Annotated in this window: 25 protein-coding genes; 12 read left to right on the plus strand and 13 right to left on the minus strand. The window is 58.0% G+C overall.

Annotation, left to right across the window (positions count from 1 at the left end; genetic code table 11):
* Positions 1–233: 233 nt before the first annotated feature.
* The 8 genes from ACWKXN_RS17045 to citG are packed head-to-tail and all read left to right on the plus strand — an operon-like array spanning position 234 to position 7545.
* Complete coding sequence (locus ACWKXN_RS17045) at positions 234–1595, plus strand: 2-hydroxycarboxylate transporter family protein (RefSeq protein WP_029740738.1); 1362 nt, start codon at positions 234–236, stop codon at positions 1593–1595.
* 17 nt (positions 1596–1612) lie between these two features.
* Entirely contained in the window at positions 1613–2476 is an 864-nt protein-coding gene (locus ACWKXN_RS17050; protein WP_021242089.1) for a fumarylacetoacetate hydrolase family protein, read from the plus strand.
* A 13-nt stretch (positions 2477–2489) separates the two neighbouring features.
* A complete protein-coding gene (gene citC / locus ACWKXN_RS17055) occupies positions 2490–3512 on the plus strand; it encodes a [citrate (pro-3S)-lyase] ligase (protein ID WP_454544060.1) in 1023 nt (340 codons plus the stop codon).
* A 16-nt stretch (positions 3513–3528) separates the two neighbouring features.
* Complete coding sequence (gene citD, locus ACWKXN_RS17060) at positions 3529–3822, plus strand: citrate lyase acyl carrier protein (RefSeq protein ID WP_008499773.1); 294 nt, start codon at positions 3529–3531, stop codon at positions 3820–3822.
* Positions 3819–4694 carry a citrate (pro-3S)-lyase subunit beta gene (gene citE, locus ACWKXN_RS17065; RefSeq protein WP_069303293.1) on the plus strand — a complete coding sequence of 292 codons (876 nt, stop codon included), beginning with the start codon at positions 3819–3821 and terminating at the stop codon, positions 4692–4694. Before citD ends, citE begins: the two co-directional genes overlap by 4 nt.
* 10 nt (positions 4695–4704) lie before the next feature.
* Positions 4705–6222, plus strand: coding sequence for a citrate lyase subunit alpha (citF, locus tag ACWKXN_RS17070; protein WP_454544061.1), 1518 nt, complete (start codon positions 4705–4707; stop codon positions 6220–6222).
* 2 nt (positions 6223–6224) lie between these two features.
* Positions 6225–6764: a citrate lyase holo-[acyl-carrier protein] synthase gene (citX, locus tag ACWKXN_RS17075; RefSeq protein ID WP_047060414.1), complete on the plus strand. Its 540-nt coding sequence runs from the start codon at positions 6225–6227 to the stop codon at positions 6762–6764.
* Entirely contained in the window at positions 6742–7545 is an 804-nt protein-coding gene (gene citG, locus ACWKXN_RS17080) for a triphosphoribosyl-dephospho-CoA synthase CitG (protein WP_048979378.1), read from the plus strand. The genes citX and citG overlap by 23 nt, the downstream gene beginning before the upstream one ends.
* A gap of 79 nt (positions 7546–7624) precedes the next feature.
* On the opposite strand, the gene ACWKXN_RS17085 is transcribed toward citG, so the two are convergent.
* The 4 genes from ACWKXN_RS17085 to mutY form a co-directional block, all read right to left on the minus strand.
* Complete coding sequence (locus ACWKXN_RS17085) at positions 7625–8881, minus strand: nucleoside permease (protein ID WP_029740744.1); 1257 nt, start codon at positions 8879–8881, stop codon at positions 7625–7627.
* Positions 8882–9153: 272 nt separating this feature from the next.
* Positions 9154–10230 (minus strand): membrane-bound lytic murein transglycosylase MltC, encoded by a 1077-nt coding sequence (gene mltC / locus ACWKXN_RS17090; RefSeq protein ID WP_045355622.1) that lies wholly within the window; start codon positions 10228–10230, stop codon positions 9154–9156.
* A gap of 56 nt (positions 10231–10286) precedes the next feature.
* Positions 10287–10559, minus strand: a complete 273-nt coding sequence (locus ACWKXN_RS17095; RefSeq protein WP_003862425.1) for an oxidative damage protection protein — start codon at positions 10557–10559, stop codon at positions 10287–10289.
* A 26-nt stretch (positions 10560–10585) separates the two neighbouring features.
* Positions 10586–11638 carry an A/G-specific adenine glycosylase gene (gene mutY / locus ACWKXN_RS17100; protein WP_454544062.1) on the minus strand — a complete coding sequence of 351 codons (1053 nt, stop codon included), beginning with the start codon at positions 11636–11638 and terminating at the stop codon, positions 10586–10588.
* Positions 11639–11782: 144 nt separating this feature from the next.
* On the opposite strand from mutY, the gene trmB reads away from it, so the two are divergent.
* Genes trmB through ACWKXN_RS17115 form a run of 3 tightly spaced genes read left to right on the plus strand, consistent with a single transcriptional unit; the run spans position 11783 to position 13601 of the window.
* Positions 11783–12502, plus strand: a complete 720-nt coding sequence (trmB, locus tag ACWKXN_RS17105; protein WP_033146613.1) for a tRNA (guanosine(46)-N7)-methyltransferase TrmB — start codon at positions 11783–11785, stop codon at positions 12500–12502.
* Positions 12502–12828: a YggL family protein gene (locus tag ACWKXN_RS17110; protein WP_014885198.1), complete on the plus strand. Its 327-nt coding sequence runs from the start codon at positions 12502–12504 to the stop codon at positions 12826–12828. The genes trmB and ACWKXN_RS17110 overlap by 1 nt, the downstream gene beginning before the upstream one ends.
* Positions 12829–12884: 56 nt before the next feature.
* Positions 12885–13601 carry a YggN family protein gene (locus ACWKXN_RS17115; RefSeq protein ID WP_331395012.1) on the plus strand — a complete coding sequence of 239 codons (717 nt, stop codon included), beginning with the start codon at positions 12885–12887 and terminating at the stop codon, positions 13599–13601.
* A gap of 61 nt (positions 13602–13662) precedes the next feature.
* Here the strand turns inward: ACWKXN_RS17115 and ACWKXN_RS17120 are convergent, their stop codons facing one another.
* The 6 genes from ACWKXN_RS17120 to ACWKXN_RS17145 all read right to left on the minus strand — a co-directional run bounded on the left by ACWKXN_RS17120 (position 13663) and on the right by ACWKXN_RS17145 (position 17403).
* Positions 13663–14025: an endonuclease domain-containing protein gene (locus ACWKXN_RS17120; protein WP_075204767.1), complete on the minus strand. Its 363-nt coding sequence runs from the start codon at positions 14023–14025 to the stop codon at positions 13663–13665.
* 69 nt (positions 14026–14094) lie between these two features.
* Positions 14095–15231 carry a radical SAM family heme chaperone HemW gene (gene hemW / locus ACWKXN_RS17125; RefSeq protein ID WP_454544063.1) on the minus strand — a complete coding sequence of 379 codons (1137 nt, stop codon included), beginning with the start codon at positions 15229–15231 and terminating at the stop codon, positions 14095–14097.
* The gene (locus ACWKXN_RS17130) at positions 15224–15817 is read right to left on the minus strand and encodes an XTP/dITP diphosphatase (protein ID WP_454544064.1); all 594 of its coding nucleotides are present in this window, start codon (positions 15815–15817) and stop codon (positions 15224–15226) included. The genes hemW and ACWKXN_RS17130 overlap by 8 nt, the downstream gene beginning before the upstream one ends.
* Positions 15818–15820: 3 nt before the next feature.
* The gene (gene yggU / locus ACWKXN_RS17135; protein WP_023309131.1) at positions 15821–16117 is read right to left on the minus strand and encodes a DUF167 family protein YggU; all 297 of its coding nucleotides are present in this window, start codon (positions 16115–16117) and stop codon (positions 15821–15823) included.
* On the minus strand, positions 16114–16680 hold the full coding sequence (locus ACWKXN_RS17140) for a YggT family protein (RefSeq protein ID WP_167819141.1): 567 nt from the start codon (positions 16678–16680) through the stop codon (positions 16114–16116). The genes yggU and ACWKXN_RS17140 overlap by 4 nt, the downstream gene beginning before the upstream one ends.
* 21 nt (positions 16681–16701) lie before the next feature.
* Positions 16702–17403 (minus strand): YggS family pyridoxal phosphate-dependent enzyme, encoded by a 702-nt coding sequence (locus tag ACWKXN_RS17145; protein ID WP_087823220.1) that lies wholly within the window; start codon positions 17401–17403, stop codon positions 16702–16704.
* 17 nt (positions 17404–17420) lie between these two features.
* On the opposite strand from ACWKXN_RS17145, the gene ACWKXN_RS17150 reads away from it, so the two are divergent.
* On the plus strand, positions 17421–18401 hold the full coding sequence (locus ACWKXN_RS17150) for a type IV pilus twitching motility protein PilT (protein WP_045888329.1): 981 nt from the start codon (positions 17421–17423) through the stop codon (positions 18399–18401).
* Between the two features lie 10 nt (positions 18402–18411).
* On the opposite strand, the gene ruvX is transcribed toward ACWKXN_RS17150, so the two are convergent.
* The 3 genes from ruvX to gshB form a co-directional block, all read right to left on the minus strand.
* Positions 18412–18828, minus strand: coding sequence for a Holliday junction resolvase RuvX (ruvX, locus tag ACWKXN_RS17155; protein WP_029739223.1), 417 nt, complete (start codon positions 18826–18828; stop codon positions 18412–18414).
* A complete protein-coding gene (locus ACWKXN_RS17160; protein ID WP_008499752.1) occupies positions 18828–19388 on the minus strand; it encodes a YqgE/AlgH family protein in 561 nt (186 codons plus the stop codon). The genes ruvX and ACWKXN_RS17160 overlap by 1 nt, the downstream gene beginning before the upstream one ends.
* 87 nt (positions 19389–19475) lie before the next feature.
* The gene (gshB, locus tag ACWKXN_RS17165) at positions 19476–20423 is read right to left on the minus strand and encodes a glutathione synthase (RefSeq protein WP_029739222.1); all 948 of its coding nucleotides are present in this window, start codon (positions 20421–20423) and stop codon (positions 19476–19478) included.
* Positions 20424–20442 lie beyond the last annotated feature (19 nt).

Below are 20442 nucleotides of genomic sequence, written 5' to 3' on the forward strand. Positions count from 1 at the left end.
TATCCTGAAGGCGAACGTACTTCGGGCTGCGCGAACAAATGTTATTTGTTTGTTCAATTCGGAAAAGAAACCATAAAAACCACGGCAATAAATAAGGTGTAAATCACATTAAATAAAAGAAACCATTAAAACCATAGCTGCCATTAAAACTTCGCTTTTAATATGCCATTCCTCACATAAAGTAAGCCTTTGTGACTCTAAGCTGAACGCACAAAATAACCAAGGGGCTTATTATGAGCACAACTGACGATTCTTTCTCTGTTACCCACGACCCGATTGAAATTCAGCGGCCTTCGCTCAAAGAGCGCTGGTGGCATATTATGGATACCTGGAAAGTTGGGATTATTCCTCTGCCGCTGTTCGTTCTGGCGGGCGCGCTGATTGCGATTGATTGCCTGGGCGGAAAACTGCCGAGCGATATCGTGGTCATGGTGGCAACGCTGGCCTTCTTCGGCTTTGCCTGCGGCGAGTTTGGCAAACGCCTGCCGATTGTCGGCAAGCTCGGCGCGGCGGCGATTTGCGCCACCTTTATCCCTTCCGCGCTGGTCTACTATGGCCTGCTGCCGGACGTGGTGGTCGAGTCCACCACCAAGTTCTACAAATCCACCAACATTCTCTATCTCTACATCTGCTGCATTATCGTCGGCAGCATCATGAGCATGAACCGCACGGTGCTGATTCAGGGCTTCCTGCGCATCTTCTTCCCGATGCTGTGCGGTGAAATCGTCGGCATGCTGGTGGGGATGGGCGTGGGTCTGGCGCTGGGTCTTGAGCCATTCCAGATCTTCTTCTTTATCATTCTGCCGATTATGGCGGGCGGCGTCGGGGAAGGGGCGATCCCGCTTTCCATCGGCTATGCCACCCTGCTGCACATGGACCAGGGCGTGGCGCTCGGCCGCGTGCTGCCAATGGTAATGCTCGGCGGTCTGACGGCAATCATCATCTCCGGCTGCCTGAACCAGCTCGGTAAACGCTTCCCGCACCTGACCGGTGAAGGTCAGCTGATGCCTAACCGCGCGAATGCCGATGCCACGGTCTCTCAGCCTGCGTTTTCCGGCAAAGCGGACGTGACCACTATCGCCTCCGGCGCGCTGCTGGCGGTGCTGCTCTACATGCTGGGCATGCTCGGCCACAAGCTGATTGGCCTGCCTGCACCAGTTGGCATGCTGTTTATGGCGGTCCTGGTGAAGCTCTGCAACGGCGCCTCTCCGCGCCTGCTGGAAGGCTCTCAGGTGGTGTACAAATTCTTCCAGACCTCCGTGACCTACCCAATCCTCTTCGCCGTCGGCGTGGCCATCACCCCGTGGCATGAACTGGTGGCGGCGTTCACCGTCAGCAACCTGCTGGTGATTGTCAGCACCGTTTCCGCACTGGTGGCAACCGGCTTCTTCGTCGGCAAAAAGATTGGTATGCACCCGATTGATGTCGCCATCGTCTCCTGCTGCCAGAGCGGCCAGGGCGGTACCGGCGACGTGGCGATCCTGACCGCAGGCAACCGCATGAGCCTGATGCCGTTCGCCCAGATTGCTACCCGTATCGGCGGGGCGATTAACGTCTCTGTCTCACTGCTGATTCTGGGCAACTTCCTCGTTTAAGTTTTCAGGAAAGAACAATGAAACTCGCAAGCTTTTTATACCAGGGAAAACGCAGCTACGGCATCGTCCAGGCCGACGGCGTGATTGATTTAGGCCGCCGTCTCGGCGACCGCTACAGCGACCTAAAGGCGCTGCTGCAGGGCAACGGGCTGGCGCAGGCCACCCGCTACCTGAACGATGCCGTGGACGTGCCGATGAGCGCCATCACCTTCTTACCGGTGATCGAGCAGCCGGAAAAGATCCTCTGCGTGGGCATGAACTATGCCGACAAGCGCAAGGAGTTTGACCAGCATAACCCGGCCCCGACGCTGTTTGTCCGCTTCCCGGATTCACAGACCGGCCACAACGAGCCGGTGCTGAAGCCGCGCCATTCAAGTGAATTCGACTATGAAGGCGAGCTGGCGGTGATCATCGGCAAAGGCGGGGAGAACATCAGCCGCGATGACGCCCTGCGCCACGTGGCGGGCTACAGCTGCTACATGGACGGCTCCGCCCGCGACTGGCAGCACACCTGGTTCACCGCCGGTAAAAACTGGCGCAAAACCGGCGCGTTTGGGCCGTGGATGGCGACGGCGGACGAGATCCCTGATCCGCACCAGCTTGCGATCCGCACCTGGCTGAACGGCCGCATGGTGCAGGAAGACAACACCAGCAGCATGATCCACAAGGTGGCGGAGCTGATCGAGTACATCAGCACCTTCACCCGCCTCAGCCCGGGCGATGTGATCATCACCGGATCCCCGGGCGGAGTGGGTAAAAAGCGCAATCCGCCGCTGTTTATGAAGGAAGGGGATCGCATTGAGGTGGAGATCGAGCATATCGGTCATCTGAGCAACGTGATCGTGGAAGCGCCAGCCGTCGGGCTTGCGGCAGCACATTAAGTAAGGCGGCAGCATGCACTCGCAACCCATCGATTTTCGCCACACCGTCGTGGCGAAAAACCCGGAACGCTTAAGCCAGATCCGCTACCTGCTGGCAGACAGCGGCCTTGGCCTAGACAATGACATCACGCTGTTTGTCGAAGCCTGGTCCGGCTCGCAGCTGGTGGGTTGCGCAGGGCTTGCTGCCAACGTTATCAAATGCGTGGCGGTCAACGAGCAGCTTCGCGGCGAGAACCTCAGCGCGCGGCTGCTGGCAGAGGTGGAAAATGCGGCGCTGGAGTGCGGCCATTTTCACCTCTTCCTCTGCACCCGTCCGTGCAACCGGGAGCGCTTTGCCCGCAGCGGCTTCTGGCCGATTGCCCAGAGCGGAAACAACGCGGTGCTGATGGAGAACACCCCGCAGGGGATCGAACGCTACTGCCGTTCCCTGCGCGCGAAGCGCAAGTGCGGGGAGAACGTTGGCGCGATAGTGATGAACGCCAATCCGTTCACCCTCGGCCACCGCCATCTGGTGGAGCAGGCGGCGCAGCGGTGCGATGCCCTGCACCTGTTCGTGGTGCGTGAAGACGCCTCGTTCTTCCCGTTCAGCGCGCGCCTCGAGATGGTGCGCGCGGGCGTAGCGCATCTGCCGAACGTGGTAGTGCATGAAGGCTCGCAGTACATCATCTCCCGCGTCACCTTCCCGGCCTACTTCCTGAAGGAGACCGGCAAAGTGCAGCAGGCGTGGAGCGAGATCGACGTGCTGATCTTTCGGGACTTCATCGCCCCGGCGCTGGGCATTACGCATCGCTTCATCGGCTCGGAGCCGTTCTGCGATATCACCCGCCAGTACAACCAGACGCTGCACGACCTGCTGGCCTCGCATATCGAGGTGGTGGAAATGCCGCGCATCAAGTCCACCGGCAACGCCATATCAGCGTCTGAAGTGCGCCGCTTACTGAAGACACAGCAGTTTTCCCGGATCCGGGAGATTGTCCCGGACTCCACCTTCGCGCATCTCGAAACGCATTACCGTGCGAGTGCGGAAGTCGCTTAACTACCAGGAATTTATCATGAAAATTGTAAGGGAGGCGCTGGCCGGAACGCAGGAGTCCAGCGACCTGATGGTGAAAATCGCTCCCGCTCACGGCGAGCTGGAGATAGTCATCCACAGTGAAGTGATTAAGCAGTTTGGCGAGCAAATTCGCCAGGTGGTCAACGACACATTGCGCGCCATGAACGTGCACCAGGGATTAATTATTATTGAAGACAAAGGGGCGCTGGACTGTGTGATCCGCGCCCGCCTGCAAAGCGCGCTGATGCGTGCCGCCGATGAACAGGCCATCAACTGGGGAGCGCTGAAATGAGCAAACTCCGCCGCAGTATGCTGTTCCTGCCGGGCGCCAACGCCGCCATGCTCTCAACCGCCTTTATCTACCGTCCCGACTCCATCATGTTTGATCTTGAGGACGCCGTCGCCCTGCGCGAGAAGGATACCGCGCGCATGTTGGTGTTCCACGCCCTGCAGCACCCGATGTATCAGGATATCGAAACCGTGGTGCGTATTAACCCGCTCAGCACGCCGTTTGGCCTGCTGGATCTGGAAGCCGCCGTGCGGGCCGGCGTGGACGTGATCCGCCTGCCGAAAACCGACACGCCGGACGATATCTACGAGCTGGAAAGCCATCTCGAGCGTATCGAGCAGGAGTGCGGCCGCGAGGTTGGCTCCACCCGCGTGATGGCGGCGATTGAATCGGCCATTGGCGTCATCAACGCCGTGGCGATTGCCCGCAGCTCTCCGCGCCTCATCGGGATTGCGCTGGCCGCCTTTGACTACGTGATGGACATGCAGACCGAGCGCGGCGACGGCACCGAGCTGTTCTACGCCCGCTGTGCCGTGCTGCACGCCGCCCGCGCGGCGGGCATCGACGCCTTCGACGTGGTGTGGTCAGACGTTAACGACGAGGCCGGGTTCCTGCGCGAGGTCGATCTGATCCGCAAGATGGGCTTTAACGGCAAATCGCTGATTAACCCGCGCCAGATTGACCTGCTGCACAACGCCTACGCCCCGACTCAGGAAGAGGTGGATCACGCCAAAAGGGTGATTGAGGCGGCAGAAGAGGGCGAGCGTAACGGCCTGGGCGTGGTGTCGCTCAACGGCAAAATGGTGGATGCACCGATTATTAACCACGCGCAGGTGGTGCTGGAGCGCGCGGCGGCCTCCGGCGTGCGTCGGTAAGGATAAAATAATGAATCAGACAGAACTTCTTCACGTGAACTTTCCCCATCTGCGGGACTTAAAACCGTTTGATAACGACCACAGCGCCACGCCGTGGCTGTCGGACAGCGAGGCGAAGCACAGCCGCAAGCTCTGCGCCTCTGTTGAAGAGGCGGTTAAGCGTTGCGGCCTGCAGGACGGGATGACCATCTCCTTCCACCACGCGTTTCGCGAAGGCGACCGGGTGATCAACACCGTCGTGGCGCTGCTGGCGCGAATGGGCTTCAAAAACCTGACGCTGGCCTCCAGCTCGCTGATGACCTGTAACGACGCGCTGATCGAGCATATTGAAAGCGGCGTCATCACCCGGATTTACACCTCGGGCATGCGCGGCAGGCTGGCGGATGCCATCTCCCACGGGCTGATGGACGAGCCGGTGCAAATTCATTCCCACGGCGGGCGCGTGAAGCTGCTTCAGGACGGCGAGCTGAATATCGACGTAGCGTTTCTCGGCGTGCCGTGCAGCGATGAGTTTGGCAACGCCAACGGCACGCACGGCAAATCGTGCTGCGGCTCGCTGGGCTATGCAATGGTGGACGCGCACTTCGCCCGCAAGGTGGTGCTGCTGACCGAAGAGCTGGTGCCGTTTCCGAATATGCCCGCCAGCCTGGTTCAGGACCAGGTGGACTACATCGTGCAGGTTGAAAGCGTGGGCGACCCGGCGAAAATCAGCGTCGGCGCGGCGCGCGTCACCAGCAACCCGCGCGAGCTGATGATCGCCCGCTATGCGGCGGACGTGATTGAACACTCCGGCTACTTCAAACCGGGCTTCTCGATGCAGACCGGCTCCGGCGCGGCGGCGACCGCCTGCACGCGCTTTATGGAAGAGAAGATGGAGCGCAGCGGCGTAAAGGCGCGCTTTGCGCTCGGCGGCATCACCGGCAGCCTGGTGGATCTGCACGAGAAGGGGCTCATCGAAAAGCTGCTCGATACCCAGTGCTTTGACGGCCAGGCGGCGGCCTCGCTGGCACGCAACCCGAACCACGTGGAAATCTCCACCAACGTCTACGCCAACCCCGGCAGCAAGGCGGCAAGCTGCGACCAGCTCGACGTGGTGATCCTCAGCGCGCTGGAAATCGACGTTGATTTCAACGTCAACGTTATCACCGGCTCCGACGGGGTGATGCGCGGGGCGTCCGGCGGACACTGCGACGTGGCCGCCGCGGCAAACCTGACCATCGTCGTCGCGCCGCTGCTGCGCAGCCGCATTCCAACGGTAGTGAAGCGCGTCACCACGCGCCTCACGCCGGGCGAAAGCATCGACGTGCTGGTCACCGATCACGGCATTGCGGTCAACCCGGCGCGCCCGGAGATCCGCGAGCGCCTGCTGGAAGCCGGGCTCAAGGTTGTGGATATCAGCGCGCTTTACGAGCGGGCGATTTCCCTGACGGGCGTACCGAAACCGATTGAATTTACCGACAAAATCGTCGGGGTGATCCGCTACCGCGACGGCAGCGTGATCGACACCGTGCGACAGGTAAAGGAGTAGTTATGACTATAGCGACACCCGTGCGGGCGGGTGTCAGCCTGGACGAACTGCTGGCGGCGAAAGAGCGCCGCGCAGCGCGCCAGGCTGACATGCTTGAGCACTATCAACAACCGGTCATTTCCCTCACGCTGGTCACGCCAGGGGAAATCAAAGACAGCCTGCGCTATCGCAATACCATGGGCGTGGCGCTGCAAATGTGCGACCAGCTGCTGTGGGAAAACCGCTGGCAGGTGCTGGACCGTCAGGTGCTGTGGCTCCCGACCGGGCCAGAAGCCCTGTGGTGCGTGGCCCATCCCGCGGTGGAAATCAAAGCGCACTGCGCGGAGCTGGAGCAGACGCACCCGCTCGGCAGGCTGTGGGATCTGGACGTGATCTGTCCTCAGCACGGCCACGTCGGGCGCCAGTCGCTGGGGGCGAATCTCAGACGCTGCCTGATCTGCGACGAACCCGCTCATGCTTGTTCCCGTTCGCGCAATCACCCCGTTGAGCAGGTGGTTTCCCGCGTGGAGAAGACGATCGATGACTGGTTTGCTCGCGACTAAACCGCGCCCGGTTGACGTGCCCGCGCTTGCGGAGGCGGCGCTATGGCAGGAGCTGGAGCTGACGCCCAAGCCGGGGCTGGTGGACAAGCTCAATAACGGTTCCCATCGCGATATGGACCACGCGCTGTTCGTCCGCAGCATTGCGGCGATAACGCCGTGGTTTTCGCGCTTTGCCGAACTCGGTAACGCACATGCGGATAAATCCGCTGACGCACAGCTTCGCATTATCCGCCCGATGGGGATGGCCTGCGAGCAGGCGATGTACGCCGCGACGAACGGAGTGAACACCCACAAGGGCGGGATTTTTGCCCTGGGTTTACTGTGCTTCGCTGCCGGACGTGTGAAAAATATCTCCGCAGATAGCCTCTGTTGTGAGGTGAGTAACATCTGCAGCGGGCTGGTGTCGCGGGAACTGGCCGCGCGCAGCGGACAGGCGACGGCGGGCGAGCGGCAGTTTCAGCTGTACGGCTTAACCGGCGCGCGCGGAGAGGCGGAAAGCGGCTTTGCGACGGCGCGTAAGGCGCTGGCGCAGTGGAGCGGACTGTCGCTTCACGGTCTGCTGTTGCGCCTGATGGCGGTTAATCAGGACAGTAATCTCGTCTCACGCGGCGGCATTGAAGGGCTACGCTACGTTCAGGGATACGCGCGGGAATTACTGGCGAGTGGCTGGGATCGCGAGGCGCTGCTTAAGATGGATAAGGCATTGATTGAACGCAATCTGAGCCCGGGCGGCAGCGCGGATTTACTGTCAGTGGGGTGGGTGCTCTCTGCAATAAAATAGCCGGGTGGCGGCTTCGCCTTACCCGGCCTACGGTCTGGTTTTGTAGGCCCGGTAAGCGCAGCGCCACCGGGCACAACAATCAATGCGCTATCGGCTGCGCACCGTGCGGCTCGCGCACGTGCTTGTACTTGAACAGCGCGATGAACGCGAAGAACAGCACCAGCGAGTACGCCGCGAAGATCAGCCACACAGGCTGCCAGTTGGTGATGCCGTTGGTGGTGTACATCTCAACGACTTTACCGCTTACCACGCCGCCCAGAATACAGCCGAAGCCGTTGGTCATCATCAGGAACATACCCTGCGCGCTGGCGCGGATTTCAGGCTTCACCTCTTTTTCCACAAACACCGAACCAGAGATGTTGAAGAAGTCGAAGGCGCAGCCGTAAACAATCATCGACAGCACCAGCAGCACGGTACCAAACGCGCTCGGGTCACCGTAGGCGAACAGGCCGAAGCGCAACATCCATGCTGCGATACTGATCAGCATGACGTTTTTGATGCCGTAGCGGCTCAGGAAGAACGGGATGGTCAGGATGAACAGCGTCTCAGAGATCTGAGAGATGGACATCATCACCGACGCATGTTCAACGATAAAGCTGCCGGAGAACAGCGGGTTGTTATCGAAGCTGTGCAGGAAGGTGTTGCCGAACATGTTGGTGATCTGCAGCTCTGCGCCCAGCAGCATGGAGAAGATAAAGAAGATCGCCATGCGTTTGTTTTTAAACAGCGCGAACGCGTCCAGGCCGAGCATGGTGCTCCAGCTCTGGTTTTTCTGCTGGTTAGAAACCGGAATGGTTGGCAGCGTCAGGGTGAAGATCGCCAGCACTACGGAGAGCGCCGCACCGATATAGAGCTGCATATGGCTCAGTTCGAAGCCTGCGAAGCTCACCCCCCACATCGCCATGATAAAGCCGATGGTACCCCAGATACGGATTGGCGGGAAATCGGTCACGATATCCAAATCCGCGGATTTCAGGCGGTAGTAGGAGATGGTGTTGATCAAACCAAGCGTTGGCATATAGGCCAGCGAGTTAAGCAGGATCACCATGAACATCGCCCCCGGCGTGGTCACCTGGGCTGCCATAAACAGCGTCCCCGCGCCCACCAGATGGCAAAGCATGTACAGCCATTTCGCACTCAACCATTTATCCGCCACGATGCCCAGCAGCGTTGGCATGAAGACAGCCGCAATACCGAGCGAGCTGTATACGGCACCGATTGACGCACCGTCGAACTTGAGCGTCACAAACATATAGGAGCCGAGTGTGGTCAGCCAGCTACCCCACAGGCAGAACTGCAGAAACGACAATATTTTAAGCTGCAGCTTAAGGTTCATGTTACTTTCCTCACAAGTGAGCGGGAGATATGTTGTTTTGGGAACATTCAGGGTTGTTATTTGATGCAATTCTATCAGTTGGCAACAATATGTTTTGTTACCTCCCGCAAAAAAATGCAATCCACATTAATTTGCAGTTTGGATTGTGATGCAAATAACATTTTCGTATGGGTGGGGTTGGATAGGTGCGGCCTGATGCCCTCACCCTGACCCTCTCCCACAGGAAGAGGGGAAACAGAACACCTTCTCCCACAGGGGAGAAGGTGTGCCGATCACCGGCGACGGTAGTTCTTCTGCGCCGTATTCACCTTATAAAGATAGCGACGGGATTCCGCAGACGGGTGGCGGGTGGTGAGGGTAGAGTAGACATCCCCCGGCGCCATGCTGTTGATGATGTTCGCGGCCTGCACTTTGTCATTCGAGAAGACGCGCAGCACGCTGCCCGCGCCGCCGTTATAGGCGGTGATCACCGCATAGCGGCGCGACGTAGGGTTATCAATTCCGCCCAGGTACACATTGTTCAGCATCGCCAGATAGGCCGTGCCGGTATCAATGTTGCTCTGCGGATCGAACAGATAGCTGCGGCTCGGCGTGCCGGATTTCCCCTGCGCGCGGAAGACGTCTTTACCGGCGCTGTGCTGCACTACCTGCATCAGCCCCAGGGCGTCGGAACGGCTCACCGCGTATGGGTTGAACGAGGATTCGGTCTGCATAATCGCCAGGATCAGCGACTCATCCACGCCGTACTTGCGCGAGGCCTGACGCACCATCCCAATGTATTTATGCGCACGCTTGTCGAGGTGGTTCGGGACGAGGTTGATGGTGACGCTGTAGATAATCTTCAGACCGTTAGAGCGGCTTTTCAGGCGCGTCTGCAGCAGGTAGTCGGCAAATTTCGTGGCGCGACCTTCCCAGCGGATCGGCTGACCGGTTTGATCGACAACCTGACCGTACAGGAACGGCTCTTTCGAGATAGTAATATCGTCGGCATCGGAGTAGAGATCGATAGATCCCGGATCGTCACCCATCAGCAGGGTTTTGACGATCGCCTGACGCAGTCGTGCCGCAGGGTCGGTGCCTGCGATGGTTTCAACCGTGATCGTCCCCTCATCAAAGTTGATGTGGCTACGGGTCTGATAGGCGTCGGTGTACTTAACGTAGTCCTTAGGTCCGGCAATAAGAACTTCGTTAAATCCCCATATGTTCTCGATGTTGTGGGCAAACTGCCCCATCAAAATGTCAAAACCGTTGGTGTCCTTGATCCAGGCTTCGTTGTAATCTTCGCCTTTTTTTGACGAACACGAGACAAGCAACGGCGCAACAAGGGCTAGCGCTAAAAGTTTTTTCATCATTCCGGGAGTGCGTGTTGTGTTTGCTTTAACGGCGGGGGTTCCCCCGCACGCTGTTATTTTTCCGGTGGCGTATAGCCTTCGATGTGCACGTCTTTACCTTCGAACAGGAAGTTCACCATCTCCTGCTCCAGCAGCTTGCGGTGCTCCGGGTTCATCATGCTGAGTTTTTTCTCGTTGATCAGCATGGTCTGCTTTTTCTGCCACTGTCCCCAGGCTTCTTTGGAGATTTCATTGTAGATGCGTTTACCCAGGTCGCCCGGATAAAGCTGGAAATCCTGGCCTTCAGCGTCACGCTGCAGGAAAGTACAAAAAATCGTTCTGGCCATACTCATTCCTCTTTTTCTTGTCGATGCTAAACCATTGCACCGGCACGTAATTGCTGTAACAGGCGCTCCACGGGAGCCGCCAGTCCGACTGATGGCGGTTGCGCTAAGTTATACCAGAGAGCGGTGCCTTCATCCATGCGCGAGGCAAATGACGACACGGGAAGCCACATGGGTACAATATCCAGGTGGAAATGGCTGAACGTATGGCGAAACGCGGTCAGCTGCGTCAGGTTATCGGCAGCAATCCCGCGCTGTTCAAGCCATTCACGCAGAAAATCTTCATCTTCAAACTGTGGGAAGCAGTATAGACCACCCCACAGACCGCTCGGTGGACGCTGGGCGAGGAAGACCTCGTCGCCGTGCTGCATCAGCAGCATATAGCCGGTGCGCTCCGGCAGCGTCTGTTTGGGTTTCTTACCCGGATATTGCGCCCATGAATGGTTGGCATACGCCACGCAGAGATTATTCACCGGGCAGAGTTCGCATTTCGGTTTTGAGCGCGTGCAGACCAACGCTCCGAGATCCATCATCGCCTGGTTGAAACGCTCGACGCCGTTGGCCGGGGTGACCGCTTCACTTATTTCCCAAAGGCGTTTTTCGACGTCCTTCTTCCCCGGCCAGCCGTCGACGGCATAGCAGCGTGCCAGCACGCGCTTCACGTTGCCGTCGAGGATCGGGAAATGCTTGCCTAAAGACAGGGAGAGAATGGCGCCTGCGGTTGAACGTCCGACGCCTGGAAGATCGGCTACCTCGTCGAAGGTTTCCGGGAATGTCCCGTTATGGCGCGTGGCGACCTGCTGTGCGGCCTTGTGAAGGTTACGCGCGCGGGCATAATAGCCAAGACCGGTCCACAGGTGCAGGACCTCGTCCAGCGGCGCGTTGGCCAGATCTGTCACCGTCGGGAAGCGCGCCATAAAACGCTCGAAGTAAGGGATCACCGTGGCGACCTGCGTTTGTTGCAACATCACCTCGGAGAGCCATACTTTATAAGGCGTTTTTTCAATTTGCCAGGGCAGGGTTTTACGCCCGTATTTGTCGTACCAGTCCAGCACCTGGGCTGAAAATTGAGAGGCTTGCATGGTCATCGATTCGCATAATCAGGGACGCAGATTGCAGCACAGCGTCAATCTGCTGTAAACCGGATCTTTCCCATGCTTGCATAGAAGCCTTAACTTTGGATAATGCCCGTTTCCCGAACATTCTCACAAGCAGACAACTCTTTTATGAAAAACGACGTCATTTCACCGGAATTTGATGAAAACGGTCGCCCGCTGCGCCGTATTCGCAGCTTTGTCCGCCGTCAGGGCCGCCTGACAAAAGGGCAGCAACATGCGCTGGACAACTACTGGCCGGTGATGGGCGTTGAGTTCAGCGAGCAGCCTCTGGACTTTACCGAACTGTTCGGCCGCGAAGCACCCGTCACGCTGGAGATCGGGTTTGGTATGGGCACCTCGCTGGTGGCCATGGCGAAAGCGCGACCGGAGCAGAACTTCCTCGGTATCGAAGTCCACTCCCCGGGCGTGGGTGCATGCCTGGCAACGGCCCATGAAGAGGGCGTTGAGAACCTGCGCGTGATGTGTCACGACGCGGTGGAAGTGCTGCATAAAATGATTCCTGACAATTCTTTAACCATGGTTCAGCTCTTTTTCCCTGACCCGTGGCACAAAGCACGTCATAATAAACGCCGTATCGTTCAGGCGCCGTTTGCCGAGCTGGTGAAAAGTAAGCTGAAGCTGGGCGGTGTCTTCCATATGGCGACCGACTGGGAACCGTATGCGGAACATATGCTGGAAGTGATGTCGTCGCTGGACGGGTATAAAAACCAGTCTGAGAGCAACGACTATGTACCGCGTCCGGAATCGCGTCCGGTAACGAAATTTGAACAGCGTGGCCATCGTCTTGGTCACGGTGTATGGGACTTAATGTTCGAGAGGGTGAAATAATGGCAAAGAATCGTAGCCGTCGTCTGCGTAAAAAGATGCACATCGAAGAATTCCAGGAAGTGGGCTTCTCCGTTGCGTGGCGTTTCCCGGAAGGCACCAGTGTAGAACAGATCGATCAGGACGTGGATGCGTTCATCAATGACGTGATTGAGCCAAACAAGCTGGCCTTCGACGGTAGCGGCTACCTGGCCTGGGAAGGTCTGATCTGCACCCAGGAAGTGGGTAAATGCACCGAAGAACATCAGGCCCTGGTACGTAAATGGCTTGAAGACCACAAGCTCGAAGATGTCCGCGTCAGCGAACTTTTCGACGTTTGGTGGGACTAATAAAGCAGTAAGGGGCCAGCATTAGCTGGCCCATTTTGTCTGAGGGAGTGTTTAAGATGCGCAAAACGTTGCTGGCTGTTGCTTTGATGGCAACCGGATTCACCGCCCATGCGGATTATCAATGTAGCGTCACCCCGCGTGATGACGTGGTGTTAAGCCCGCAAACCGTGCAGGTCAAAGGCGAGAACGGCAATCTGGTGATTACGCCGCAGGGGAACGTCACCTTTAACGGCAAGCAGTACAACCTGACTGCCGCACAGCGTGAGCAGGCGAAAGACTATCAGGCCGATTTGCGTACCGCGCTGCCATGGATTAACGACGGCGCGCTGACCCGCGTTGAGAAAAGCCGCGTCGCACTGGATAAGATCATCACCAAAGAGGTGGGTGAGAGCAGCAATATGCGCACCCGTCTGACGAAGCTCGATAAGCAGCTTAAAGAGCAGATGAACCGCATTATCGAGACGCGCTCCGACGGCCTGACGTTCCACTACAAGGCGATTGACCAGGTCCGTGCTGACGGGCAGCAGCTGGTGAATCAGGCGATGGGTGGCATCCTGCAGGACAGCATCAACGAGATGGGTGCGAAAGCCGTGCTGAAGGGCGGCGGTAATCCGCTGCAGGGCGTGCTGGGCAGCCTGGGCGGCTTGCAGACCTCCATTCAGAACGAGTGGAAGAACCAGGAAGATGATTTCCAGCAGTTCGGCAAAGACGTGTGTAAACGCGTGGTGTCGCTGGAAGATAGCCGGAAGGCGCTGGTGGGGACGCTTAAGTAATTTCCCCTCACCCTAACCCTCTCCCCAAAGGGGCGAGGGGATGGTTTGCTCCCTCTCCCTTTCAGGGAGAGGGCCGGGGTGAGGGTTGCAGCATTTGCAGTATTTCAAGGATCTTTTCTAACACCGCCTCTTCGTTATTCCAGAGTTCGTTGTTCCAGAATCGAATGACATGCCAGCCTTTCTCGTTAAGCCAGCACGTTCTTTGACGATCGTATTCCTGCTTTTCATCATGTTGCCCACCATCCAGCTCAACAGCCAGATGAGCCGCGCAGCAGGCGAAATCCAGAATGTAGTGATCTACAGGATGTTGTCGACGAAATTTATAATTTTCGAAACGGCGGCTGCGCAGTAGATACCAAAGCCGTCTTTCTTCTTTTGTCAGCTCACGTCTGAGCTGTTTTGCATAAGAACGAGTAATTTTCATCCCCACACTCTGCCAGCCTTTCCCTCAGCCAGCAGAACGGGATGCAAAATCCTGAATCAGCCTTCAGGATTATTCGGCGAGGAACAGCTCAAGAAGGGAATTTAAGAACAGCTTGCCGTGCTCGGTGATCTGCCAGTATTCCTCACATTCCGTGAGATACCCCTGCGCCAGCGCCTCGTCAATCTGCGGGCGGATCACCGACTCCGCCAGCCCGGTGTAACGCGCAAATTCCGCGCGCGGCGCGGCTTCCAGCAGACGGAAGCGGTTCATGAAGAACTCAAACGGTTTATCCGCCGCCTCGACGTCGTGCTGACGCTCCAGGTAGCGGCCTTCCATGTATCCGCGCGGGTGGCGGGTTTTAGCGGTGCGCAGGATGCGCCCGTCCGGGAAGGTCACCTTGCCGTGCGCGCCGCAGCCAATTCCCAGATAGTCGCCAAAGCGCCAGTAGTTCAGGTTGTGCTGGCACTGGTAGCCCGGCTTCGCATACGCGGACGTTTCATACTGCAGATAGCCCGCAGCGGTCAGCAGCCTGTGACCCTGCTCGAAGATATCCCACAGCGCGTCGTCGTCCGGCAGCACCGGCGGGCGGGAACCGAACAGCGTGTTTGGCTCTATGGTGAGCTGATACCACGACAGGTGCGGTGGGTTCAGTTCGATCGCCTGGCGCAGGTCGTCCAGCGCCTCTTCCAGTGACTGATCCGGCAGGCCGTGCATCAAATCCAGGTTAAAGCTGCGAAGGTTAAGCCCCGTTGCCAGGTGTGCCGCGCGCTTTGCCTCTTCCGGGCCGTGAATGCGCCCCAGACGTTTCAGCTTCGGCTCGCTAAAGCTCTGCACGCCGATGGAGATGCGGTTCACGCCCGCGCGCTGATAGTCGACAAAACGGTCGGCCTCAACGGTGCCGGGGTTGGCTTCCATCGTAATTTCAGCATCTGCCGCCAGGTTCAGGCGCGCACGCACGCCGTCCAGCAGCGTCTGCATTGCCGGGCCGGACAGCAGGCTCGGCGTACCGCCACCAATGAAAATGGTCTTAACTTCACGTCCCTGTGCGTAAGCGACATCGGCGTCCAGGTCGGCCAGCAGATGCGCAACGTAGTCATCGTGCGGCACTTCGCCCTTCAGCGCGTGCGAGTTGAAATCGCAGTACGGACATTTCTGCACGCACCACGGGATGTGGATATACAGACTCAGAGGCGGCAAATTAGCCATTACGCAGTGCTTCCAGTAACAGTTTCAGCGCGCGTCCACGGTGGGAAATCGCGCTTTTCTCTTCGCGGGTCAGTTTCGCAGCGGTTTTGCCCTCGGTCGGGACAAAGAAAATCGGGTCGTAGCCAAAGCCGCCGTTGCCAGCTGCTTCATGGGTAATCACGCCCGGCCAGCTGCCGTGGCAGACAATCGGCGTCGGGTCTTCCGCGTGGCGCATATAGACCAGCACGCAGTGGAACTGCGCGGTGCGCTGTTCGTCCGGTACGTCTTTCAGGGCGACAAGCAGCTTTTCCAGATTCTGCTGGTCGGTGGCGTCCACGCCGGAATAGCGCGCAGAGTAAATCCCCGGTGCACCGCCGAGAAAATCCACGGCCAGGCCGGAGTCGTCGGCAATCGCGGGCAGGCCGGTAATCTGCGCGGCGTGGCGCGCTTTAATGATCGCGTTTTCGATAAACGTCAGCCCCGTCTCTTCGGCGGAATCCACGCCAAGATCGGTCTGGGCGACCACGTCCAGCCCAAAATCATTTAATAGCGAGGCCAGCTCGCGCACTTTACCGGCGTTGCCGGTCGCGAGAACAACTTTCTGCATGGTTTAGTCCTGTTCTTTCAGAGCCGCGACTTCCGTCGGGATAGATTGCGGATTAAGGATTTTTACCTGTTTATGTCGCCCAAGTTCACCTTTTTCAATGATGACCTGGCTTTTGGCGACGCGAAACTGTTTTGCCAGATATTTGGTCAGATGCGCGTTCGCCTGGCCGTCAACCGGTGGGGCGGTGATGGCGACTTTTAACTCGTCGCCATGCAGACCGACAATACCGTCACGGCTGGCTTTCGGCTGAATATACAGCCGCAAAACCAGCCCGTCAGCGCAGGTGCTTACGGCACTCATAGCGCCATCCACAGCCCCGGCAGCAGCATATCGCCCGTGGACTGTAACAGCTCAGCGATCCCCATGTTGACCACATAGAGCAGCAGAACCAGGATCATCGGGGAAAAATCGATGCCGCCCATAGACGGAAGCAGGTTACGGATCGGGCGCAGCAGCGGTTCGGCCAGCTGAATCAAAGCATACTCCACCGGGCTACGCCCCTGGCTTACCCAGCTCATGATGGCCATGACCAGCAGCACCCAGAAAATCAGCAGGCCGATGGTTTTGACTAAAATCAGGACCGCAGCAATCCAGATAATCGGCTGGAAGGTGATGACCATAAACAGCACGATCGCTTTGATAACGCTCAGAATAAACGCCACCAGCAGAGACGAACTGTCGATGGGACCCATCGCCGGAATAATGCGGCGCAGCGGTCCGACAACAGGTTGCGTGATTTTCACGACAAACTGCGAGAACGGATTGTAAAAATCACAGCGGGCCCACTGCATCCAGACGCGCAGCAAAAGCGCCATCGTATACAGCTCAAGCACTGTTGAGAGCAGGAAAGTCAACGTCTTCATGGCGTTCCTCAGGTTTCCTTATTATTTTGAGTAGTCGCGCGCACCGAAAATTGCCGTGCCGATGCGCACCATAGTGCTGCCTGCCGCGATGGCGGCTTCCATATCATCCGACATGCCCAGTGAAAGCGTGTCTACCGTGTTATAGCGCGCTTTAAGCGCCTCAAATGCTACAGCCATTTGCTGTGCCACGGCAAACTGCCTTTCATAACTTGACTCAGGCGCAGGAATTGCCATCAGCCCGCGCAGGGTTAAGCGCGGCAGTTCGGCCACCTCGGCGGCCAGCGCGCCCAGCTCGCTCAGCGCAATGCCGGACTTGCTGTTTTCGTCGCTGATGTTGACCTGAATAAGCACGTTGAGTGCCGGCATTTCTGCCGGACGCTGGTCATTCAGACGGGTAGCAATACGCAGGCGGTCGATGGTGTGGCACCAGTCGAAGTGCTCTGCCACCAGACGGCTTTTGTTCGACTGCAGGGGGCCAATAAAGTGCCACTGCAGATCCGTCTTCCCTTGTTCCTGGAAGTAGCGAATTTTATCCACGCCTTCCTGCACGTAGTTTTCACCAAACGCCCGCTGGCCTGCATCAATAGCTTCTGCGATGGCGCTCGCAGGCTTGGTTTTGCTGACTGCAAGCAGCGTAATTTCTTCTGAAGCACGGCCGCAACGCGCTGCGGCGGCTGAGATTTTGTCCCGGACCTGTGCCAGGTTATGCGCAATGTCGTTCATTTTCCGAGGAGTAGTCTATGGATGTGGAAGAAATTGTGGCCCTTAGTGTAAAGCATAACGTCTCCGATCTACACCTGTGCAGTGATTCGCCACCGCGCTGGCGCAGATTAGGCCGGCTTGAACCCGCTCCCTTTCAGCCTCCCGACGTTGGGGCGTTATTAAAAGCGTGGCTTAACGATGAGCAGCAGGGGATATGGTGGGCAAAGGGGCAGGTGGATTTTGCCGCGACGGTAACGGGAGGCCAGCGCCTGCGCGGCAGTGCCTTTAAGCAGATGAGAGGTGTTTCTGTGACGCTGCGGCTGTTGCCGCGTAGCTGCCCGCAGCTCGCTTCGCTGGGCGCGCCGCGGGTAATCCCGGAACTGTTATCCAATGACGCCGGGCTGATTCTGGTCACGGGGGCGACCGGCAGCGGCAAATCCACTACGCTGGCGGCGATGGTCGATTTTCTAAACCACCATGCTGACGGCCATATCCTCACGCTTGAAGATCCGGTGGAGTTTATCTACCAGAGCGAGCGTTGCCTGATCCAGCAGCGGGAGATAGGCCAGCACAGCCCGTCATTTGCTGAAGCGCTGCGCAGCGCCTTACGCCAGGATCCGGACGTTATTCTGCTGGGGGAGCTGCGCGACAGCGAAACGATCCGCCTGGCGCTGACGGCGGCGGAAACCGGACATCTGGTGCTGGCGACGCTGCATACGCGCGGGGCATCGCAGGCGATTGAACGGCTGGTCGATACGTTCCCGGCGCAGGAGAAAGATCCGGTGCGTAGCCAGCTGGCCGGCAGCCTGCGGGCGGTGCTGGCGCAGAGGCTGCTTCCCGATCTGCAGGGCGGGCGCGTCGCGTTGTATGAACTGCTGGTGAACACAGCGGCGGCGGCGAATCTGATTCGTGAAGGGAAAACGTGGCAACTGCCCGGCATCATCCAGACCGGTCAGCAGGCAGGAATGCAGAACTTTGACCAGAGCCTGGCGGAGAGACGGGCGCAGGGGCGGCTATAAGCCCCTGTGTTTAAAAGCCCTGGTCGAAATAGCTTTCGAGGATGATTACTGCTGAAGCGGAGTCCACGCTGCCTTTGTTGAGCGCCCGGAAGCCGCCGTGCTCAAACAGGCCCGCGCGCGCTTCGACGGTGCTAAGACGCTCGTCGTGAAGCTTCACGGAGACGCCAAAGCGGCCATGGATTTTATTGGCGAACTTACGCGCCCGGGCGGTAAGCGGCTGTTCTGTACCGTCCATGTTCAGCGGGAGCCCAACAATCACGTCATCCGGCTGCCACTCTTTGAGCAGACGCTCGATAAGATTCCAGTCTGGCGTGCCGTCGTTGGCCTTCAGGGCCGTAAGCGGACGCGCGGTACCGGTGATGCGCTGACCCACGGCGACGCCAATGCTTTTGGTACCAAAATCGAAGGCCAGAAGCGTTCCGCTCATCAGGCGTGCCCCGCTACGCCAGGCATGGTCAGGATATCAATGCCAATCAGCTTCGCCGCGTCACGCCAGCGATCGGCGATCGGGGTTTTAAACAGGATATTCATGTCCGCAGGCGCGGTAAGCCAGGCGTTATCGAGGATCTCTTGCTCAAGCTGGCCTTTCTCCCACGACGAATAGCCCAGCGCCACCAGCACTTCAGAAGGCTGCTCAGCGGTGCCCAGCGTTTCAAGCACGTCGCGCGAGGTCGTGATAACGGTGTTATCCGAAATTCGAATACTGGAAGAGAATACCGGCGGCGTATGCAGGATAAAGCCGCGATCTTCTGCAAGAGGTCCACCCAGCATCACCGGTTTATCAAGCCGGATTTCCGGCAGTCGCGCTTCAGCCGGTATTTTCAGCTTGTCCAGAATTCCTTCAACCTGAAGATTTTCCAGCGGTTTATTGATGATAATACCCATCGCGCCGTCTTCATTGTATTCACAAATATAAACTACGGCGCGGCGAAAAATCGGGTCCTGGAGAGCAGGCATGGCAATAAGAAAGTGATGCTGTAAATTCATTGTCAGAGGTACTGTTTCCTGGTTTAAAAAGCGACAGCGCCCAGTATGGGGACAAACACAGGCGCTGTCACTAATAGTATTGTTAGGTTATTTCTGTAAACGTTTTTCGATAGCGTCCATCAGCATTCCGGTGATCGAAATCGGGAATTCCGCTTCGATTTCACGAATGCAGGTCGGGCTGGTGACGTTCACTTCGGTCAGACGATCGCCGATGATATCCAGGCCAACGAAGATCAGGCCTTTGGCTTTCAGCGTCGGGCCAACGCGGCGGGCAATTTCCCAGTCGCTTTCGGTCAGCGGGCGCGGCTCACCGCGGCCACCGGCTGCCAGGTTCCCACGAGTTTCGCCACCCTGCGGGATACGCGCCAGGCAGTAAGGAACCGGTTCGCCATCTACCACCAGAACGCGCTTATCGCCGTCTTTGATCGCCGGAATATAGTTCTGTGCCATGCAGTAGCGCGTACCCAGTTCGGTCAGCGTTTCGGCAATCACGCCAATGTTCGGGTCGCTCTCTTTCACGCGGAAAATCGACGCGCCGCCCATGCCGTCCAGCGGCTTCATGATGATATCGCCGTGCTTCTGCCAGAATTCTTTCAGCTGCGCTTTGCTGCGGGTCACCAGGGTTTCCGGCGTCAGGTCAGAGAACCAGGCGGTGTAGAGCTTCTCGTTGCAGTCGCGCAGGCTCTGCGGCTTGTTGACGATCAGCGTGCCTTTCTCTTCTGCACGCTCAAGGATGTAGGTGCTGTAGATGTATTCGGTGTCGAACGGCGGATCTTTACGCATCAGGATGACGTTGAGATCGGCCAGGGCAATATCCTGCTCGGTGCCGAACTCGTACCATTTGTCGTAGTTCTGCTCGACGTTAACGATGCGGGTGCGCGCACGGGCTTCACCGTTGATCAGGTAAAGATCGTTCATCTCCATATAGTGGAGTTCATAGCCGCGACGCTGCGCTTCCAGCAGCATGGCGAAGCTGGAATCTTTCTTGATGTTAATGTTTGCGATGGGGTCCATCACGATGCCGAGCTTGATCATGTTCTTCTCCGTTAATGCT

The sequence above is a fragment of the Enterobacter sp. UPMP2060 genome (assembly GCF_053709655.1).

Bases quoted from the DNA above. Each gene is read 5' to 3' on its own strand.
- ACWKXN_RS17045 (WP_029740738.1), top strand. From the start codon at position 234: ATGAGCACAACTGACGATTCTTTCTCTGTTACCCACGACCCGATTGAA.
- ACWKXN_RS17050 (WP_021242089.1), top strand. From the start codon at position 1,613: ATGAAACTCGCAAGCTTTTTATACCAGGGAAAACGCAGCTACGGCATC.
- citC (WP_454544060.1), top strand. From the start codon at position 2,490: ATGCACTCGCAACCCATCGATTTTCGCCACACCGTCGTGGCGAAAAAC.
- citD (WP_008499773.1), top strand. From the start codon at position 3,529: ATGAAAATTGTAAGGGAGGCGCTGGCCGGAACGCAGGAGTCCAGCGAC.
- citE (WP_069303293.1), top strand. From the start codon at position 3,819: ATGAGCAAACTCCGCCGCAGTATGCTGTTCCTGCCGGGCGCCAACGCC.
- citF (WP_454544061.1), top strand. From the start codon at position 4,705: ATGAATCAGACAGAACTTCTTCACGTGAACTTTCCCCATCTGCGGGAC.
- citX (WP_047060414.1), top strand. From the start codon at position 6,225: ATGACTATAGCGACACCCGTGCGGGCGGGTGTCAGCCTGGACGAACTG.
- citG (WP_048979378.1), top strand. From the start codon at position 6,742: ATGACTGGTTTGCTCGCGACTAAACCGCGCCCGGTTGACGTGCCCGCG.
- ACWKXN_RS17085 (WP_029740744.1), bottom strand. From the start codon at position 8,881: ATGAACCTTAAGCTGCAGCTTAAAATATTGTCGTTTCTGCAGTTCTGC.
- mltC (WP_045355622.1), bottom strand. From the start codon at position 10,230: ATGAAAAAACTTTTAGCGCTAGCCCTTGTTGCGCCGTTGCTTGTCTCG.
- ACWKXN_RS17095 (WP_003862425.1), bottom strand. From the start codon at position 10,559: ATGGCCAGAACGATTTTTTGTACTTTCCTGCAGCGTGACGCTGAAGGC.
- mutY (WP_454544062.1), bottom strand. From the start codon at position 11,638: ATGCAAGCCTCTCAATTTTCAGCCCAGGTGCTGGACTGGTACGACAAA.
- trmB (WP_033146613.1), top strand. From the start codon at position 11,783: ATGAAAAACGACGTCATTTCACCGGAATTTGATGAAAACGGTCGCCCG.
- ACWKXN_RS17110 (WP_014885198.1), top strand. From the start codon at position 12,502: ATGGCAAAGAATCGTAGCCGTCGTCTGCGTAAAAAGATGCACATCGAA.
- ACWKXN_RS17115 (WP_331395012.1), top strand. From the start codon at position 12,885: ATGCGCAAAACGTTGCTGGCTGTTGCTTTGATGGCAACCGGATTCACC.
- ACWKXN_RS17120 (WP_075204767.1), bottom strand. From the start codon at position 14,025: ATGAAAATTACTCGTTCTTATGCAAAACAGCTCAGACGTGAGCTGACA.
- hemW (WP_454544063.1), bottom strand. From the start codon at position 15,231: ATGGCTAATTTGCCGCCTCTGAGTCTGTATATCCACATCCCGTGGTGC.
- ACWKXN_RS17130 (WP_454544064.1), bottom strand. From the start codon at position 15,817: ATGCAGAAAGTTGTTCTCGCGACCGGCAACGCCGGTAAAGTGCGCGAG.
- yggU (WP_023309131.1), bottom strand. From the start codon at position 16,117: ATGAGTGCCGTAAGCACCTGCGCTGACGGGCTGGTTTTGCGGCTGTAT.
- ACWKXN_RS17140 (WP_167819141.1), bottom strand. From the start codon at position 16,680: ATGAAGACGTTGACTTTCCTGCTCTCAACAGTGCTTGAGCTGTATACG.
- ACWKXN_RS17145 (WP_087823220.1), bottom strand. From the start codon at position 17,403: ATGAACGACATTGCGCATAACCTGGCACAGGTCCGGGACAAAATCTCA.
- ACWKXN_RS17150 (WP_045888329.1), top strand. From the start codon at position 17,421: ATGGATGTGGAAGAAATTGTGGCCCTTAGTGTAAAGCATAACGTCTCC.
- ruvX (WP_029739223.1), bottom strand. From the start codon at position 18,828: ATGAGCGGAACGCTTCTGGCCTTCGATTTTGGTACCAAAAGCATTGGC.
- ACWKXN_RS17160 (WP_008499752.1), bottom strand. From the start codon at position 19,388: ATGAATTTACAGCATCACTTTCTTATTGCCATGCCTGCTCTCCAGGAC.
- gshB (WP_029739222.1), bottom strand. From the start codon at position 20,423: ATGATCAAGCTCGGCATCGTGATGGACCCCATCGCAAACATTAACATC.